Annotated in this window: 10 protein-coding genes; 1 reads left to right on the top strand and 9 read right to left on the bottom strand. The window is 35.7% G+C overall.

The genetic code is table 11. The annotated features are described in order from the left end of the window. Positions 1 to 56 precede the first annotated feature (56 nt). The 9 genes from I600_RS06250 to I600_RS06290 form a co-directional block, all read right to left on the bottom strand. Complete coding sequence (locus I600_RS06250; protein ID WP_082642896.1) at positions 57 to 1,955, bottom strand: metallophosphoesterase family protein; 1,899 nt, start codon at positions 1,953 to 1,955, stop codon at positions 57 to 59. Next, positions 1,910 to 4,900: a glycosyl hydrolase 115 family protein gene (locus I600_RS06255; RefSeq protein WP_058103609.1), complete on the bottom strand. Its 2,991-nt coding sequence runs from the start codon at positions 4,898 to 4,900 to the stop codon at positions 1,910 to 1,912. Before I600_RS06255 ends, I600_RS06250 begins: the two co-directional genes overlap by 46 nt. Further along, positions 4,878 to 5,942, bottom strand: a complete 1,065-nt coding sequence (locus I600_RS06260) for a phosphatidylinositol-specific phospholipase C1-like protein (RefSeq protein ID WP_058103610.1) — start codon at positions 5,940 to 5,942, stop codon at positions 4,878 to 4,880. The genes I600_RS06255 and I600_RS06260 overlap by 23 nt, the downstream gene beginning before the upstream one ends. Next, on the bottom strand, positions 5,942 to 8,506 hold the full coding sequence (locus tag I600_RS06265; RefSeq protein ID WP_082642942.1) for a glycoside hydrolase family 3 protein: 2,565 nt from the start codon (positions 8,504 to 8,506) through the stop codon (positions 5,942 to 5,944). The genes I600_RS06260 and I600_RS06265 overlap by 1 nt, the downstream gene beginning before the upstream one ends. A 36-nt stretch (positions 8,507 to 8,542) precedes the next feature. Then, the gene (locus tag I600_RS06270; protein ID WP_058103611.1) at positions 8,543 to 9,838 is read right to left on the bottom strand and encodes an alpha-L-fucosidase; all 1,296 of its coding nucleotides are present in this window, start codon (positions 9,836 to 9,838) and stop codon (positions 8,543 to 8,545) included. 9 nt (positions 9,839 to 9,847) lie between these two features. Further along, a complete protein-coding gene (locus I600_RS06275) occupies positions 9,848 to 12,172 on the bottom strand; it encodes a GH92 family glycosyl hydrolase (protein ID WP_058103612.1) in 2,325 nt (774 codons plus the stop codon). A gap of 10 nt (positions 12,173 to 12,182) precedes the next feature. Further along, a complete protein-coding gene (locus I600_RS06280; RefSeq protein ID WP_157490846.1) occupies positions 12,183 to 14,237 on the bottom strand; it encodes a glycosyl hydrolase 115 family protein in 2,055 nt (684 codons plus the stop codon). A 309-nt stretch (positions 14,238 to 14,546) separates the two neighbouring features. Beyond that, positions 14,547 to 16,196, bottom strand: a complete 1,650-nt coding sequence (locus tag I600_RS06285) for a RagB/SusD family nutrient uptake outer membrane protein (protein ID WP_082642899.1) — start codon at positions 16,194 to 16,196, stop codon at positions 14,547 to 14,549. Between the two features lie 18 nt (positions 16,197 to 16,214). Beyond that, positions 16,215 to 19,292: a SusC/RagA family TonB-linked outer membrane protein gene (locus I600_RS06290; protein ID WP_058103615.1), complete on the bottom strand. Its 3,078-nt coding sequence runs from the start codon at positions 19,290 to 19,292 to the stop codon at positions 16,215 to 16,217. A 312-nt stretch (positions 19,293 to 19,604) separates the two neighbouring features. Here I600_RS06290 and I600_RS06295 point away from each other — a divergent pair, with 312 nt between their 5' ends. After that, the gene (locus tag I600_RS06295) at positions 19,605 to 20,993 is read left to right on the top strand and encodes a 3-keto-disaccharide hydrolase (protein WP_245188850.1); all 1,389 of its coding nucleotides are present in this window, start codon (positions 19,605 to 19,607) and stop codon (positions 20,991 to 20,993) included.

Consider the following 20,993-nt stretch of genomic DNA (forward strand, 5'->3'; position numbering starts at 1 on the left):
GTTTTAAATGTTTGAGTTTGGTTAGTTATAAATGTACTAAAGCTACAAATAACAGTTTATTCTAGACCGTTAAGGCGTTTCTTTTCAATAGTCCCAGCTTTTACATCTATTATAAAATGATCTGATGGTTTGCCGTTACTACTTTTCTCGAAAATATATGACCACAACCTGTAAGCGCTATCATCAGATTGTTTTAATTGACTACATAAAAATTCGTACTGTTTTAAACGAGCTTTTCCAATATCGGCAAAGGCCAATTCATCTGCGCTTCTTAAGCGATAAAAATCATATATCATGTCAAAACCCGTCCAGGCCTTAAAATCACCTCTAGATAAATTGGCGCTATTAAAACTATTATCAAGATCATCGTTTTGAGCCATTAAAAGCTCTTCACCTGTTTTATGTATAAAAGATTCAACAAATTTTTGAGACCAATCATTTGGCAAAAAACGAAGCCTAACCAATTCCTTTAAATGCCATTGTGTAAAATCTCTATAATTCTCAGCTGTTAAAATGTCTTTATTCCAAATTTCAGTAGTCTGCGTATTTTGTAAATAATTATATTCCTCCTCGTATAAGGAAAATAGACTATTGAATTTTTCAGCTTTTTCAATAACAACGGTCTCCACTTCAAACTTGGTTTTAGAATGTATCGTTAATATCTTATAACCAGGTGCGTATGCAGCTAATGACGGAGTTTGAATATTGTATAAAGTGTTACCTTTTGTACTTGTTCTTACACCAGTATCATTAATATGCATATGACCACCAAAATGAATTTCAATACCTGCATCTGCAAATAACTCTGCCACTTCCTCTTTTGGCACTCGGTGTAGTTGCATTTTCGATTCACCAAAAAAATGTTTCATTTCATCTGAAGCATTGTCATTAAAATCAACCATGGGATAATGACTAAAAGCAATTAAAACCTTGTTCATTTTTTCAGCCTTTTCTGATACTTTTTTCACCCAATCTATTAAATGTCTTTTTTGTAAAAGCACATTATTGTACCCTGTACTTGCACTTTGAAAATCATTGACATTTTCTGATACGCCAGATAATTTATTTTTTGGAACATAAACATTGGCATCTAATGCCAATAGCCAAAGGCCTTCGATTGGCTCTACTAGATAACTTGCATCTGGGTGTTTATTAAACGCATCGATCGCATAGGTTCTATTTTCCAATGAAGACGCTTGCTCTGCCTTGTTAAACGTATAACCTTGATAAGAGTAATCTGAAAATGGAGTTTCCCAATACACGTAATCTTTTTGTGGATAAAAACCAAAAGCAGCCATTTCATTTAAAATATCTTGGTATCCCCACTTTTGAATTTCCGAGGTAATAATTGGGGTAAGCCGCCCAGCTACAGTATCCTTTATATTTTCAATTGAACTGGTAATTATCTGTTCCTTTCCCCCAATACCCAAAAAATCGGTCTTACCGGCATCGTGCGCAAAGGGTTTTACAGGATCATGATTTCCTGTTGTAGCAAAAAATAAAATATCATGCTCGTCGGTATAGCGTTGTAAAATTCTACGCAAACCCTTAACATGTACGGGTTGGCCATCATCACTAAAATCACCTGGCAATGCAACTAATTTAATTCCCCTTTTTACAATGTCATCTAGCGCTTCAATAAAGGCAAAATAATTCTCATTGAATATTCTGGTAGATTGTAATTGTGCATTCATAGTACGAATGTTTACAAAATCATCGGTTTTAGGGTTTTTAATTCCTTTGTAATCTACATCTTCAAATTGCGCATAGATATCTTGAAAATGTGCATCTGCAATAAATGCAATTTTCACTTCTTCAAATTCTTCTTCCTTTCCAGTACTACAAGAAAGCATCAAAAATAGCAAAGCAACATACAGAAATCTATATTGCTGGCTAATTCTAGATTGAATTATTTTTTGACCGTTTCTTTCGGAAAGGCATAGCTCTTTTTCCATCCTCCTAAATCTATCAACACTTGATCAATTAATACTCCAGGATCTACCATCCATATTTTCAATGTATGTTTTCCTGCCTTATTTACAATTTGTTTTACCGTTTGTATTGATGCGTTTCTAAGTACATTCTGTTTCCATTCCTCACTTCGACCTTTGGTTTCAAAATTCACAAAAACCGGTGTAGCATCATCAATAGCAATTGCACAGCGAACTCCTATTCCAGCAAATGGGGCATGGGTGGGTACCGCTTGTATATTCACATCTACCTCACCAAAATTAAATGTATAAAAATCATATTCCAAAACCGGACTATTCGCTTTTATTTCCTCTAAATCTACCAAAGGCGTTGAAGTTCTAGGCAGTGCAGTTATGACCTTATTGGTATAGCCCATACCTTCGAATAACTTCCAATTTGCCTCTTTACCTTCTTTCTTTCTTGTAAAGTTTTCGGCATGTATAGATACATAACCCTTATCCTCAACAAAACCGTTGTAGTTTTTTAATGCCTCGAATTTAGGATTGTAAGCAGATACACCAATGGTAGTAGTTTTACCTTCTGATATAAATTCAATAGCACTATTCACCTTATAACTCGGAGGAATCAACTGAAAATCGTGTCCTAGCGGAGCTTCTTTTTTATTCTCGCCTTGGGGAACTTTACTCCAATCTATACTCACCCAAATACGTTTTTCCAAATTATCAGAATTTAAGGTTCCTTTATTTTCTGACAAGCGAATCCAATCTGATTTAGGTTTTGCTTCCCAATTAACCGTACCCTTACCATTTGCAAAAACATCAATATAAAAAACACTCTTAGTATAGCTATTAAAAACAGGAAGTACATCTGCATAGCTATTAATTACCTTATCATTAACCTCCATCTGATACCCTTCTAAAGCTAAACCTAAGCTAGCATTTTCACTGTTAAGAACGGTAAATGTTGCAGGTTTTGCAAACACCGGAAGAAAACGAGGAGCCATCGTCATAATATGGTTCCATTTACCATTTTTAAGCACTGTATTGTAGTAATCGGTCTCTTCAATGATTCGATTATAAGCTTCTTTTGATAATACGCTAAAAGTATTCGCACTTTGCCTACCTTGTTTAGCTGTAAATTGGTTCTTAAAACTATACAACCACTTCTGATTTAATTTAGAAGCACCAATAACCGGGTAATACACCAATTGATAAAAAGCATCTTTTCTATACATTGGTATATTGTTATAAATCTCCTCTGTAGCTTTTATTAAACTTTTATAACGATCAATACGCTCCGTAACCTCATCGCCATAATGAAACTGTGTTAATTCTGTTTCCCCTTCTTTAGTAACCGGCTCTACCTGGCTCCACGCCATAAACTCCGGTCTTCTTATATACGCCAATCGGTTATTTTCATATAATACATTTGTAATTTCAGTTGCAGATGTTTCACCAAATTCACGCGAAGCCCAATTCTTAGTATGCTGTTTTACAGACGAACTTTCATTAAAGTCATCCATATTCCAAGCCATATCTAAAAACAATTCAATGCTATACTCATGTGGTTTTATATCACCGCAGTTTAGAATCCAAATATCACGAGATTTAAGCTCAAATGCTTTTGACATTTCTTCCCACATCAAAACCGGATTAGTAGAATTCAACCATAAATAATCATGCGGTCTACCCCAATATGATGTATGATAATATACCCCGGCACCACCCGCTCTTTTTTGCTCTTGCGGATTACTTAATTGGCGAATGTACCCGTAGTTATCATCTGTCCAAACCAAAGTGATATCCTCAGGTAATTCAAGTCCGCTTTGGTAATAGTTCAACACCTCTTTATAGGGCACAAAAGCTTGTGGAATACTTGACGGGTCTTTCTTTGTCTCCTTAGCTAAAATGGCTCGTTGGTCGGTAATTACACGCTCCAACAAATGTACTTGTGCATCGGTATCATCTTCGCCAACGATCATGGGCGAATCATGCTCACCACGCATACCCGTAGTGTAAATACCTTCTAATTTGGCTGTTTCTTTTACTCTTTTGGTGAATAGCCTTTTTATGGTTTCTGAATTGGTATCATACCTATACTCCCCCATTTCATCATGTTTCCATTCCGTATTTATATTGCTAAGCATGGGTTCCGCATGCGATGTACCAATAACAATGGCATAATCATCTGCAACAAATTTATTCTCTGGATACGAGTAAAATGGTTTAGTACTAGAATGCATGGCAGGCCAAATAGTATTTGCCCTTAATCGTAATAACAATTCAAATACTTTGGCATAAGTTTTTGGACCTATATCACCAGTTTCCGGTTCAAAATTTAAAGCTGCCCATCGTTGTAATCCCCAATCTTCATCATTAAGAAAAACACCTCTGTACTTTACAGAAGGAGATTTTGAAACTTCTTTTTCCATAGTAAGAGAAAGTGACTCTTTTTTAGTCGGAGTAACATCTGCCCACCATTCCCATGGTGATACGCCTATTTTTCTGGAGAGTTCTAATATACCATAGGCTGTTCCCCTCCTATCACTACCTACAACCACTAAAGCTTTCTTAATAGTGGATGTTGGGTTTTCAACAATCTGAATACTATACCGTTCCCATTGATTTTCAATTTCAGAAACATCAATTTCACCAGCAGCGATCATGCTATCAATCCATTTGTTGCTACCAATGGTACCGGCAATTATTGTAGTTTCAGACCTACTATCTTTAGTGGAGACAACAGGCTTTTTTCCTGTGATGTTATAAACGTCAGTTGCAAATATATTTGATGCTATAGTTACAACCTTTGCATCTTTCTTATCTATTAAAATAGAGGTAATCGCATTGTCCCCTACAAGTGTAAAATCAGAAGTAGCTTGCTCTTGTGCCGCTAATACCACCACTTGAAAGCAAATGAGCATTACAACTATCTTTTTAATTAAGTTACTTTTTCTTAATTTTCTCATACGTTCCATCTTCAAAAATCACTTTATAATCAGAATCAAATAATGTGGAAGGCTTATAATAATCAGTAGAGATTACTTGCGCTCCAGATGCCTTTGCCTTCTCAAATTTTTCATAGCTATTTGTTCTCGCTTCTTTGGTACCGGCATCTGCCCTAGTACGAACCATATACCCTTTAGAAACCAGTTCTTTTATATAAGCTAACTCTTTAATCGGATTATTGACTATTCTAAAACCAGCTTCAGGATTACCTTCTTTGCTATTCACAAAAAGGACCCTACCCCTTAGCGATTCATGACCTTGTAAATAATTCTTAATACGCTCTTCTTTTTCATCCAATACGAATAAGAATTTTCCCTGTAAACTTTTTATGCTAGGCCAACCTTTTGATAAAACAGCTTTTTCCAGAGATTCAAAATCACCCCTAACAGCATCTGGAGTTATTAATTGACTTGCAGGTAGCACACTCTTTATTTCATCATCTAGCGCATTCAATGCACTTATATCAAATGCCAAAGGTTCTCTGGTTTGTGGTACTATTTGATCTTTGGTATTGATAAGAATGATTAAAGGAGTATGATTTGGGTTGTTATCCGACCATTTTTTCAAGGCTTTTAATCCATCAGAAAATAACAAATAATGGCTTCTAAAGTCGATATCTTGAATATGAAACATTTTAAGTCCAGGCTGTATTAACTTTTCTTCCACATCAAAAGCTAAAGGTTCTTGACCAAGTGATTTTACTACCTCTAATCCTTTAGGGTTAGAAAAATGACCTCCTTCTGGATCATAAAAAACATCTAACTCTAAATTTCGCAAACCTAAGTTCAATTGTTCTTCTAAGGTAATATGGGTGTATTGCAAACTTTCCATTTTCTTTGGTTCAACTGTATGCAAGTAATCGTACAATGGTTTTTCAATCGCAATTTTATATGAGTTATGACTACCAATTACTTGAATATCGTTAAGAGATACATTGCTACTTTTACAGCTTACAAATGCGAAAATCATTAATAAAACCAGTGAAGAAATAAAGTGTTTCATTAGTTAATCTCTTTTGTTTTTTGAAGTCGTATGTCTTTAGAAGATGATCCTATCATGAATATATACTCCGCTTTTTCGAATGACCATTGCTTAGCATTTTCATCCCAATACTGCAGGTCATTTTTAGATACTTTAAATTCAATAGTTTTTGATTCTCCAATATCTAAGCTGATTCTTTCAAACCCTATCAACTTTTTAATAGGTCTGTTTACAGCTGAATTATTAACCGTATAATACAACTGCACTACCTCATCACCATTAAAAGTCCCAGTATTTTTAATTGTTGCAGATATTAAAACAGCATCAGATTCAGACTTTACTTTTAATGAATCATATTTAAATTGGGTATAACTTAATCCATATCCGAAAGGATACAATACATCTCCCTTAAAATACATATATGTTCTACCGTTAGACACCTCGTAATCATCCATATCAGGCAAATCTGAAACCGACTTATAAAAGGTAATTGGCAATCTACCTGCAGGATTATAATCTCCAAACAATACATCTGCAATGGCAGTACCACCGGCTTCACCCGGATACCATGCATCTATAATTGCAGGTACATTTTCATCCATCCAATTAATAGCCAAAGAGCTACCGGCAACCAAAACAACAATTAGATTTTTGTTCTCGGCATATATTTCTTTTAAATAATTGACCTGGTCTTCAGGCAAAGCTAACGAAGTTCTATCGCGACCTTCTTTTTCAATAGATTTATTAATACCCATGACAGCTATCACATAATCGCTTTCTTTGGCTACTTGTTTATCCTCTTTATATAAATCGTCTGTAGTTGTAGGTACTTCCCAAAGCAATTGACAAATAGCATCTCCACCGTTATCAAAATACTCAAGCTTTATAGCGTATTTTTGACCAGCCTCCATATCTAATTCTACCTGGTCTGTGGTCATACCACGGTTGTGCCATTCATCCACTACCAATTCACCATTCAACCACATACGAACCCCATCATCAGAATTCACTCCAATCTTATAGATTCCGGAAAAGTTTGGGGTTATGTAACCAGACCAACGCATAGATTTATAACGAAAACTGGTGTAAGGATCCGGCGGATTATTTACCGGATCAAAATTTACTACTTTGTCTACACGTGTTTGCGGAGTACCCTCTAAAAACTTGTTATCAAAATATTCTCCAAACAAGCCCAATTCACCAGTATGTTCATTGACCAAATTTTCAGATTCGATCAAATTTAAATTTCTAGCTGCTGTTTTCCATTTTACATAAGTGACCTCTGCTTTATCACCAACTTTATTTCTAATACCTTCTAGAGGTGAAATGGGTTTAATTACGGGAAGACCACTATAATCTCCAAAAACAACCTGATTTGCGTTAAAACCGACAACCGCAATTTTTTTAATATCATTTACATTTAAAGGCAAAATATCATTTTGATTTTTCAACAAAACCATAGATTGTCTTGATGTTTCCAATGCCAGTTCTTGGTGTTTTGTAGATCCAATTACATTTGGAGAAATTTTGGCATATGGGTTGCCGTCAACCTTATCAAATATTCCTAATTTAAAACGAGCGGTTAAAACCCTTTTTACCGCCTTATCTATATTTACCTGGGACACTAGCCCATTTTCATATGCCTTTAACAGGTGTTCAGCATAAATATCATCTCCACATTCCAAATCAAGTCCACCTTCTAAAGCTACCTTGGCAGCCTCTTCTTTTGTATTCACATATTTGTGCGATTTCTGAATATAGGTGGGTGCACCACAATCACTTACTACGTAACCCTCAAAACCCCATTCATCTCTTAAAACAGTATTTAACAGCCAACCATTTGCAGTACTAGGCACCCCATTTAAAGCATTGTACGCACTCATTATAGCTTGGGCATTTCCTTCTTGCACAGCCACTTTATAAGCAGGGAAATAATATTCACGTAAAGATTTTTCTGAAATATTGGCGTTGTAAGCAAACCTGTTTTCCTCTTGGTTATTGGCTACAAAATGCTTCGGTGTAGAAACTACCTTTAGATATTTATCATCATCGCCTTGCAAACCTTTTACAAAAGACATCCCTATTCTACTGGTTAAATATGGATCTTCTCCATAGGTTTCTGGAGTTCTACCCCAGCGTGGGTCTCTAGCCATATTAATGGTAGGAGACCAGAATGTCAATAGATCACTATACACATTCTTTTGCTCTTTACCTTGATTGTAGAAATTCCATTTACCCCTAGCCTCATCTGAAATAGCGGTTGAAACTTGATGAATTAAATTTGGATTCCATGTTGATGCCAATGCCACCGCTTGCGGAAAAACAGTAAATCGACCACCTTTTACCACACCATGTAAAGCTTCATTACCATGATAATAATTTTCTATTTCCAATCTTGGAATAGCCTCAGCAGAAGAAATCAACATAGAAATCTTTTCTTGGATTGTAAGTCTACTCATTAAATCAGCTACTCTTGTTTCTAATGGTAAGTCTTGATTTTGAAATTCCCATTGATTTTGTGAAAAACCAGCTAAGGGAATCAATATAAATATTACGAATAATGGTAGAATTTTCTTAATGGACATAAATCGTATTTTGATCATCCTTCTCAGACAGCTTTACTATTTAATAAATTCCACATTTGTCACCTTAGCCACAATAGGGTTAGGCCAAACCTTATCATTGTAAAGCCGTTGTGCTCTACTTATTGAGATTTCCAGTAAATCTTTATGTTGAACAAAATGAGATGTTGGTGTGTTTTCCGGCCAATATTCAACCACTAAATCATTCTGCCCTAAAACAGAAACAGACGTGTTTTTAGTTGCCTTCATATTTTTAAGCAGAAAATTTCTTCTAAAACCTTTAAACCAATCTTTTTGACCAGTTATAAAAACATATGCCGTATTATCATCTTTACCTTTAGTAAACCACATATCTCCATCTTTAATAATAGTTGGCACAGGTCTTACGTTTCTAATTCCTTCACTATTTACATACATCCAAAGGGCAATTTCTCTTAACCGTTCTTCTTGTTCAATTGGAATTTCGCCATTAGGCTTAGGACCAACATTCATTAAAAAATTACCCCCTTTTGCTCTTATCTCTATCAGTTTTTCAATTAATTCAGTTCCAGTTTTATAAGACTCGTTAGTAGGTTTATACTGCCACTGGGTTCCCATGGTCATACAGGTTTCCCATGGTCCGGGCATTGCCGTATTGGGTACACTCTGTTCTGGAGTTTCCATTTCTCCTCTTGTAACTACAATATTTGGGTCTAAAGAATGTACATACCGTACTATAGGTGTTGTTTTAAAAGCATCGAAAAATATTACGTCAATAGGTCCGTAGTTGCTCACCAACTCTTTAACCTGTTTTTTATCATACTCCAGCAGTTCTTCGTTTTCTGTAATCTGACTCATTCTACTATTTCTTGAAATGAGTTCTCCTTGCTTGTTTAAAAAGTTAAAATCTTCAGGAGAAAAATACACACCTACTTTTAGTCCTTGCTTACGTAATGCCGTAAAAAGCTCACCAGTTATGTCTTTACCGTAAGGAGTATTCATGATGTTAAAATCAGTGGTTTCCGTATCCCACATGCAAAATCCGTTATGGTGTTTGGTAGTAAACACGACGTATTCAGCACCAGTTATTTTAAATAACCTTGCCCATTCGTCTGCATTAAACTTATCTGGATAAAATGTTTTAGGAAGTTCATTAAAATACTGATTAACATAATCATCTGATGCCCCTACCAATGAGTGACTTATTACACTACCTAATTGGGAATCAACGCTCCAATGCACAAATATCCCAAATCCCATATCCATAAAATCTTGTTCTAAATCTACCCTATTATTTATTTGCGAATAAATTGTAGAGCAAAATAGTGCCAATAGAACTGATAGTTTGAATCTCATATTTTTATTTTATTTTATTGTATTGGTCATTTCCAAGATTAACTCGCCCCCTTTTACAATATCATCATGTCTTAAGCTATTAGCTTTTATTGATACTCCGTTAAACTCAGCATCTGATACATAAAAATTAGCATTACTATTGTTGTTCGCCTTTATGGTAAACAGGTTGCCACTATAAAAATTATTATTCAATTTAATATTGACCTCATCGAAAATAGGGCTACCTATTTGGTATTCAGGATTAGCTTCTGTACCACCGTTCATTTGAAAGAGACCGATCTTCATAAGTACCGCCAAACTGCCCATTAATCCTTGGTCCTCATCACCGTTATACCCGGTTGAAGGCGATAAACCACCAAAAACAGTTTTCGTCACTTTTCTCGACCAAAATTGGGTTAAATCTGATCTATTTAATTGACTAAAAATAAAAGCTGTTTGTATTGAGGGCTGATTACCAAAATTGATTGGAATTCTACTGTACTCTGGGTGAAGTTCCACAGCATGTGAAGTGCCAGCTGTAAAACCAAGAGTTTCTGCAGTTTTAAACTGTTCATTCAGTTTATTAATTGCAGCATCTTTCCCTCCCATTAAATTAGCCAGTCCAACCAAATCATGTGGCACAAACCACGTAGATTGTGCTCCGTTAGATTCAATAAAACCATGTTCAGCTTGGTAAGGATCATATTCAGATTTCCATGTTCCTTCAACATCTTTAGGGCGCATCCATCCAATTTTCTTATCAAATACATTTTTATAATTAGAAGATCTCGCCAGGAAATAATCATAATCTGCTTTGTTACCCATCTTTTTCGCTAATTGTGCCAACGTCCAGTCTTGGTACGCATATTCCATGGTTAAACTAGCACCGTCTTGATGGCTACCAAATTTACCTTCTGGTATAGGGTAAGGCACATAACCTTTATCTAAATAATATTTTAAGCCACCACCAATATTAGTAGTGTGCTCATAGCCGGCTTTCTCCATAATTCCACCAGCCAAATGATTTTTCTTTAAAGCTTGGTAAACGTCTTCCAGTTCATCCTTGAATATACCTTTTTGAATAGCTGTCACTAGAAAAGGAGTAGCACTCGCCCCTGTCATAACGTAAGTGTAATTACCACCTGATGGTCCACGTGGTATGAGTCCGCCATCTTTATAATACTGCATTAAGGAATTTGAAAAGTCATACATTATTTCAGGATACACCAACCCCCACAAAGTATTCAAGGTCCATTGTGCTCCCCAAAAAGAATCTGAATTATAATGATTGAATTTTGGCGAACCATCAGCATTTAAAGGCAGTTGCCCTACTTTAAATATTTCTCCTGTATTATTAGGGTAAGCACCATTTATATCATTAATAATACGCCTACCCTGTAATGCATGCCACAAATCTGTATAAAACCTTCTTTGATCCTGTTCAGAACCGCCTTTAACATTAATTCTTCCAAGTAAACCGTTCCATTCTCCTTTTGCTTCCTCTTTAACCTTCTCAAACTGCCAGTGCGGTAATTCTTTGGACATATTAAGCGCTGCATTCGCTACAGAGGTATAAGATATACCCACTTTCATTAATACATTATTTTGGTCCTTATCCAAAACAATGAGATAATTACCTGTTTTGTCATCTTTATTGACGGATACTATTTTAGCGTTTAATTTTACTTTAAAATAAACGGTTAAAGGCTTCGGTCTCCTATGCGTAGGTTCCATCGTTACTTTACCGGAAAGCTCATTAGCTGAATTCTGCTCTAAAAAACCATCTGTATTACTACTAGGGCCTAACAATGTATTAAGGTTAAAAAGTATAGCTTTATCTTCTTGGTTATCAGGATAGCTATATTGATGAAAACCTACTCTTTTAGTACTGGTCAATTGGGCGGAAATATTAAAACGATCAAGATTTACTTTATGAAAACCAGGCATAACCACCTCCTGATCATGACTGAATTTTGAATAGAAATCTTTATAAATATCCTCTTTGCTTTCCTTATTTGTAGTTACGGGCATGACCGAAATACCAGACATTTGCCATGCATGTATGTGACTGAATCCCTTTATTGTATCTGTTTTATATCTATAACCACTTCCCCAAGCACCCCCAATTTGGGTATCTGGACTCAGGTTGACCATACCAAAAGGCCTGCTTGCAGATGAAAAGTAGAACCATCTTGAATTTTCCGTATCTAAAAGAGGATACACCTTAGCCGTGTAATCAATATGCTGTTTACCATCGGTTTTAGATTTTACGGGCCGTTCTTTACATGCACCTAACATCAATATTGATATGCTCAGTAAAATAACGTTATATTTAAAATTGTAGCCAAATCTCATTCTTATCAATTTAAAGAGTCATTTTAGTAAGATTAGTTTCAATAGCATTAAGCATATCATAAGAAGGAAAACCATTATTTTGTCTTCTGTTAGCTATAGCATACCAGTTTTTCCATTTATCATCGATATCACCGGTACTTCTGCGATCTAAAATTGTATCTAGTTGTTTCTTTGCTGCTGTTAGTAAAGAAATAGCTTCTTTCAAATATTGTTTATCTTTAGTATTCTCAAATTGTTTTTTGAGTTGAGCCATTTTATGTAATGATGTTTCAAAGACAATTAAATCTGAATACAACTGCGCTGGAAGAAGCACATAGGAATGGTAAAAATTATCATTGTTACCCAATTTTTCATATCCTAATTTTGCTTCAGTAATTGCTTTCTTTAAAACTACATTGATTCTTTCAACGTTTTCTACATCACCAATTACACGATCATAATCATATGGCACAGGTGATTTACCCGGTCTTTCTATTGGGGCGTTGGATAAATAAGAAACTGCCTCCCTAATTTCCCATAAATGCTCTACATACCCCTTTCTGCCCTCTTGTGCCTCACTTAAATATTTCATTGAATTCACTGCATGTTCAGCTGCTTCTGGGCTAAAGTATTGTTCTGTCCAATCTTTATAAAAAGTATCCGCGTGAAAGTCATCTGGGCTATAACATACCTGGCTATAAGCAACCAGATTTAACAGAAACGGTCTAAAATTTTGCCCATTGACCAAACAATAATTATCAGCATCATATTTATGGAACATTTCTTTCATTACAGACTCCACCTTCTCTGGATATGGATTGTGTACCGTATGGTTTAGCCAATAACCAGCATGCATATATGTTCCAAAATCATAACCATCGGTAGTACTTGGTAAGTGCTCAAATTCGCCAAATCCATGATCAGACCAAAGCACGGTCCAATCTTTAGGAGGTCTAAAACCATTGTTCCACATTTCCATACCATCAGAATAGCAAACAAGTACCTTTTGAGACTCTGGCTTATACTCATCTACCAGTTCACCAAATGCGGCATAAACCTCGTTAAATACCTCAATTTTACTCTCCCCACAGGAACTTTCATATTTCCAATCCCATACTTGGTGGCGTGGTCTTAATATAAAAACGTCTGTTTTTGCCAACGGTGTATGCTCAAAATAATAGCGCCAAGCTTGTAACCAATCTGCTTTATATGTTTTCCAACAATCTGCTTTTTCAGCATCCATTGGATGAATTTGATACCCAAGAGCAAAATCTACCGCTATCTTCATTCCTTTCTCATGGGCATAATCTATCATTTTCTCTACATAGTCAATATCTATTTGATAGTCTGGCTTTAAGGCTTTATACTCAGGTCTAATAAAAAACTCTGGTCTACCCAACATGTCGAAAAGTTGAATAGAATTATAACGAAGACGTACCAAAGAGTTGATCATTTCAGTATAGCTCTCCCAATCGTATTTTAATAACTCGCCCCTATAGTTTGCCAATTCATCTACGTCATTCTCAAAATAAGTTAGCATTGGCACCTTTGGTGGGGCTATAGTCTTTGGTTCAAAGTTCAATAGGTCATTGATCTTTTTCTTCTGAGGTAATTTTCCCGTCCAATACTCTAAGGGATCAACACCCAAAACATCTTTTGAGAAATCATATATCGCATATTGCAAACCTTGCTCATCTGAACCTGCAATAACTATAGCTTTATTCTTATGGTAAGTATTTATAGCCCAAATGCCGCCTCCAGAACCTGGTGTTGATTTAGAAAGCTTTACTTGGCCATTAGTAACAAACTTATTTATAAAGGTATCTTGAGAAGTTCCTAAAATAAATACAAGTGTATTTTCAGGTACCGTAGAATTCGGCGTGATTATAAATACATCTTCCTCTAAAACTTTTTCTAGATCGTTTTTTAGATCACGAATCGTCGAAGTTGCAGCAGTAGTAGCATGTTCTGCCATAACTAAATATACAGCCGACGGATTTTTAAAGTTGCTGTTACAGCCTATACAACATGCTAAACAAGCAGACAGAATTAAGAAAAGCTTTAATAATCTGTTTTTTTTAATCATTCGTTTACGTCTTTCTATTTTATAGAAGTTTTGAATATCTGAATTCACTACATTTTAATATGAACAAATGAAGTGATCTTGAAACTATAAATTGAAAAAGGAATTTTGAATTGGGATAAGTAAGCTAAGCTCAGAAATAAGCGCTGTAATCATATTAACACAAGTATACTATATGGTTAAGATAATCTCACCCTCATAATAGTCATTTCCATATCATCTAAAGCATAATACAGGCAGGTACAAAACCTGCCCATATCAACTCAAGGAATGAAAACTAACTACTTATTATCTCTTAAAATTCCATAATTTTTAATAACCAGGATTTTGTTCTAAAGAACCATCTGACAATTGTAGTTCATTGGCAGGTATTGGTCTTAACAAGTGAATGCCTGCATTGAAAGTCCCATGATCCATAACATGTGGATTGTATAGCGCAATACGCTCTTCTAACTTACCGGTACGCTTTAGTACTGCCCATCTATTTTCTTCTCCTGCAAGTTCTATAGCCCTTTCATTTAAAATATCATCAATGCTTATCGATGTATATTCATTTGCAACACCAGTGGCTCTCTCTCTAACAATATTTAAATGATTAAGGGCCGATGCTGTATTACCTGCTCCCAAATAAGCTTCTGCTGCAATTAAGTGTGTGCCGGCTACCCTAAATACGAAGGTATCTCTAGCCCCATCGGTATCTTCATTAAAGTCTTGATCATCGAACTTTTTAAATATTGGAAAATTTGTTCTTTCAATATTTAAAGAATATAAATAATTAACTCCTGGTATATCATCGGGCAATCCAAATAGATACTGATCTGGTTGGTATACCCAATAACGATTTAAGCGATCTGCTAATTCATCCGCATCTAGTGCATTTTTAGGGTAATAAACTATGGTATCACCTGCAACAATATTATCTGGACCATCTGGTTCATCACTGTCGGCTATGATCGCACGGTGAATTGTAGCATCTTCCCTTGTATCGTTATCGGCGAACAAAGAATAGAAGAATGGTGTAGGCATTGCCCCAAAACCACTTACCCCATAGGGTGTTGTAGTTCTATTCACACCAGGATAATTGAATACCTGATTCATAAAAAGCGAATGCTTGTTATTACTTTTATCATCTGCCAATCCACTATTTCCATATTGTATGGCAAATAATACTTCGTCATTTTCTTGATTACCATAATCAAAAACCTCTGCAAAAGACTGGCTACGAATATCATAATCACCTATCGCCTGCTCAGCCAATGCCGCAGCTGTATCAAAATCTGCCGAAGTACCGGCCGAAGTGTATGCCCTTGTTAAATAAACCTCAGCTAAAAGGTGTTGTGCTGCGCGTTTAGAAATTCTTCCTGTACTAGGGTCATCTAACAATACGGGAATAGCCTCTTCTAAATCTGAAATAATCTGTGCATATGTTTCAGCTTCTGTAGATCTGGCATAATCTGTACGAATGGTCTGCACCTCATCTACCTCTATGACTACCCCTCCGTATTGTTGTACCAAATTAAAATACGCCAAACCTCTTAGTGCCTTAGCCTGGGCTATACCGTAATCTCTTGCCCCTAAATTTGCATCGCTCCAGTTTATTTGATTCTCATATCTGTTAATTACAATATTGGCTTTACCAACTACACTATAATTATTTGACCAAACCGCAAGGCCTTCACCTGAGTTTAAATTAAAATAGTCGTTTGTTGGACTAAAAGAGAATATTTCACTTTTACTTGTAAAGACATCAGTGCCCAAATATTGAAAAGTATACTCTTTATAAACATCTCTTAAACTGCTATACACCCCAACCACCAATTGATCGGCATTATCTTGTGTAATAAAATTCTCAGAAGTAATATCTGAGTATATCTCTTCTTCTAAATAATCATCGCAGGCATAATTCAGCGAAATCATGATAAAGAAGACAGTTATAATCTTTATATATTTTAATAGTTTCATCTTTTTATAGTTTAAAAATTAGTACGATAATTTTAATCCGAATAAAACTGTTTTGACAGAATACCCCATATTATAGGAGTTCTGTAAACCTGTTTCTGGATCCGGACCAGCAAAATCGGTAAAAGTGAACGGATTTTGAACATCAAGCGATAGACGTAACGTAGACATATTCAACTTGTCTAAAAGGTCTTGAGAAAATGAATAGGCAAGACCAATATTACCAACTCTTACAAAAGACATATCTTCATAGAACCAAGGGTAAGAAGATTCTCCATATTCTGGCGAAGGATATCTAGCATCAGGATTATTAGGTGTCCAATAATCTTGCTTTAAACTATTGAATACTGCAGCATCACCATTAAATGAAGCAAAGTTTTGATGAAACTCAGAATGTCCAAATACTCCTTGCCTTGTATTGACTTGAACGTTCAATTCAAGATTCTTATAGTTAAAGGTATTTGTCATACCTGCGATCCAATCTGGAGATTGAGAACCTATAACCCTTTTATCTTCTTGGTTAATAACTCCATCACCATTTTGATCTACATATTTATACTGCCCAGGTAATAGTCCAAAGGACTCCGCTTCCGCAGCCTCGTCTATTTGCCAAATACCATCTACCTCATAATCAAATGTTGCATCAATTGGTGCACCTACTTGCAAAACTCCATTCAGTCTAGAGTCCGAACCAACTAAGATCTGTTCTATACCATCATAAAGCTCAAGTATTTCGTTATCATTATTCGTATAATTGATGTTGGTACGCCATGTAAAGTTGTCTGTACGTACGTTTACGGTATTTAAGGTAAGTTCCACACCTCTGTTTCTTACCGAACCAAAATTACCTACGGTACCAGAATCTCCAAAACCAGTTACGAAAGACAATTGACGGGCAAGAATACTACCTTCTGTTTCTTTGTTGTAAAATTCAAAACCGAAATTAACCCTACTATTTAGAACAGAAAGATCTAATCCGAGGTTGTACTCCTTAGAAACCTCCCAAGATAAATCTGCATTTGACAGCCCCTCAACAGATTTACCAACATTAAAATCATCACCGAACAAATAACTATCCTGTGCCAAAAATGCTAATGAACTATATGGGTTTACCGTTTTGTCATTACCGGATTCACCGTAACTTAAACGTAATTTCAAATTACTTAACCAATCAACATTCTGCAAAAAAGGTTCTTCACTAGCTCTCCAAGCAAAAGCTGCGGATGGAAAAAATGCCCATTTATTACCTACCGCCAGTTTAGAAGAACCGTCATATCTACCAGTAAAAGTAAACAGGTATTTATCATTAATACTATAGTTTAAACGACCCGCAAACGAGGCTAAAGTCTCTTTTTCATAAAAACTACCATAATCTCTAGGTATCTCTGCACCTCCTTCAGTATTAAAGAACAAGTATGCATCAGTATCAAAATCACGTACCTGTATATCACTTCCCTCAGGGTTAGAATAGTACAATGAATTGATCAAGGTAGTTTTAAGGTTGTGACCTTCGGCTATATCAAAATTAAAATCAAGAATATTATCCCATGTATAAGATGTCTTAAAGTCTGTTTGATAATGAGACTGAATTCTAGATGGGTCATTTCTTGATGATTTCGTTAACAAGCCTCTATATTCCCCAAAACGTTGAGTACTAATATTTGGAGAAAATTGTGTTTTAAAATTGATCCAATCATTTGGCTTATAGTTAAAAAATACATTGGCGATAACATCTAAGGTTTTAGTATTAATTCTCCAAGCACCCTCTGCATCATAAATAGGGTTTACAAATCGCAAATCTTGATCATCTGGAAATAAAATAGGCTCTCCGTTCTCGTCATAAGGATTAACCGTTGGTGCTAGGCGCAGCGTACTTCTAAACAGTTCTCTACTACCTTCTTCTCTTTCTGAAAGAGCCAAATAAGATTTAATACCAACCGTTACCTTGTCAGATACTTTTTTAGATAAAGAAGCACTTAGATTATATCTTTCGAACTCCTCTATACCCATGACACCTTCATCATGTAAATAACCAATTGAACCGTTATAGACCAAACCATCACTACCACCGGACATACCAACGGTATGGCTAGTTTGTAAACCTGTTTTTCTAAAAAGGTCCATCCAATCAGTATACCTACCATTAGCAACATTAGATGCTTCTTCGTTAGATGATTGAATTTCAGTGGAGCGATCTACTACGATACTATTATAAGATGCAACCGTTCTATCTGTACCTTGCCAAGCTCTAGCCCTTAGAACATCATCCACAAACTCTAAATATTCAGGACCTGAGTAAAGTTCTGGAACATTAGTTGCCGATCGTAATCCAAAAGAAGAATCATAAGTAAAAACGGTTTTACCTTCAATACCACTCTTTGTTGTAATGATAACCACACCGTTAGCACCTCTAGAACCATAAATTGCTGTTGCGGAAGCATCTTTCAAAATATCCATCTGCTCGATATCAGAAGGATTCAAAACACTTATATCATCGAAAAATATACCATCGACCACAAAAAGAGGTTTAGAAGGATCATCATCTAGATTATCACTAACACCATCACGCTCATTACCTTGGTTTGCAGTAATTACGGTATTACCTCGAATCTTTATAGATAAAGGTGCTCCAGGTTTTGAATTAAGGGTTCTTACATCTACCCCGGCAATACGCCCTTGTATTGCCTGCCCTACATCCGTCTTTCTTTGCTCTGTAAGCGTTTCACTGTCTACAGAAGCTACAGCGCCCGTTAAGTCACTCTTTTTCACAGAACCATATCCAATTACTACTACCTCATCTAGCTGAGCCGTATCTTCTTCCATAGTAATTTGAATGTTAGATTGACCGGAATAAGTCACCTCTACAGGTTTATAACCTAAATAAGATACACTTAGAACATTTCCATCATCTACCGCTATACTAAAGTTGCCATCAAAATCGGTAACCGTTCCATTTGATGTTCCTTTTACTACGATAGATGCTCCAGGAATTGGCATGCCTTGGGTATCTGCCACCGTACCCGTTACGCTACTCTGCGCCAATAGTACCGATGACATACCCAATAAAAGGAATACCATTAATAGTTTTAGTTTTTTCATTTTTGTTATTGTTAAGTTAATTGACTACTAATGTATTGTTAAGACCAAGTTAACAGATGGACAAATTCATCGAAAATATGGACAATCATAAAAAAGCCCATATTTGCCGTATTATATATTTCATAAAATACACATCAAATAATTACGAAATTCACATAGTCTGTAGAGGCAAAATTTCATATTTTCAGTATTTAAAGTAAAGTTGAAATTTGCCGTTAGATGGTAAAATCCATGCTTTGTATTAAAATGTCCATCATAAAAAAACTAAAAAACAATACTTTGTAAAGCCTTTTTAAAACCAAAATGACAACAATGAAAAATTACCTGATCAACAGTAAATTATTACTCGTGGCAACCGTTACATTATTAATTAGTTGTAGCGAAACTCCTAAAGACAATGCCCCGTGGGTGGATCTTTTTGATGGAGAAACTTTAAAAGGATGGCATAAATTAGGAGGAGATGCAACCTATGCCGTTAAAGAAGGTGCCATAGTAGGAACCACAACCCACAACACTCCTAACACATTTTTAACTACCGATGAAATGTATAGCGATTTCATATTAGAATTAGACTATAAGGTAGATTCTACCATGAATTCGGGAATTCAAATTAGAAGTAATAGTATACCAACATATAGAGATGGAAGGGTACATGGATATCAAGTTGAAATAGACCCTTCTGAAAGAGCCTGGAGCGGTGGTATTTATGATGAATCAAGGCGTGGTTGGTTAAACCCTATGACCAATAATCCAGCTGCACAAAAAGCTTTTAAGCAAAACGACTGGAACCATTATAGAATTGAAGCTATAGGTGATACGATTAAAACTTGGGTAAATGACGTACCTGCCGCATATCTTATAGATGATAAAACCGCAAAAGGTTTTATATGCCTACAGGTGCATAGCATTAATAGAGATCAAAAAGCAGGAACAGATATTATTTGGAAAAATGTAAGAATTATAACCGATAGTGTTTCTAAATACTCAAGAAATTCTCCTTTAACTCCTATTATTACCAAAAATCAACTGACCATAGATGAAAAGAAAGACGGCTGGAAACTTCTCTGGGACGGAAAAACCACTGATGGTTGGAGAGGTGCCAAGTTAGAGGAATTCCCTGAAAAAGGATGGAAAATTGAAGATGGCGTTCTAAGCGTACTTTCTTCTGGTGGGGAAGAGTCTGCCGCAGGTGGTGATATTGTAACCAAAGAACTTTATGGAGATTTTGAATTGAAAGTTGATTTTAAATTAACCCCAGGAGCCAACAGTGGCATTAAATATTATGTTGACACTGAGATCAATAAAGGTGAAGGCTCTTCTATTGGCCTGGAATATCAAATATTGGATGACAACCTTCACCCCGATGCAAAAAAAGGAAACCATGAAGGCAGCAGAACTGTTAGCTCTCTTTACGATTTAATTCAAGCAGATGTAAACAAACCCATTAAACCTATAGGTGAATGGAATACAGCCTATATCATATCTAAAGACAACCATGTAGAACATTGGCTAAACGGGACCAAAGTTCTTGAATATGAAAGAAAAAGTGATGCATATAGAAAATTGGTTTCTGAAAGTAAATATGCCAAGTGGCCCAATTTCGGGGAATTGGATAAGGGTCAAATACTACTACAGGACCATGGAGATTTAGTATCGTTCAAAAATGTAAAAATCCGAGCTATAAATAATACAAAAGAATAA

This window comes from Maribacter dokdonensis DSW-8 (assembly GCF_001447995.1).
In the GTDB taxonomy this organism is placed as follows: domain Bacteria; phylum Bacteroidota; class Bacteroidia; order Flavobacteriales; family Flavobacteriaceae; genus Maribacter; species Maribacter dokdonensis.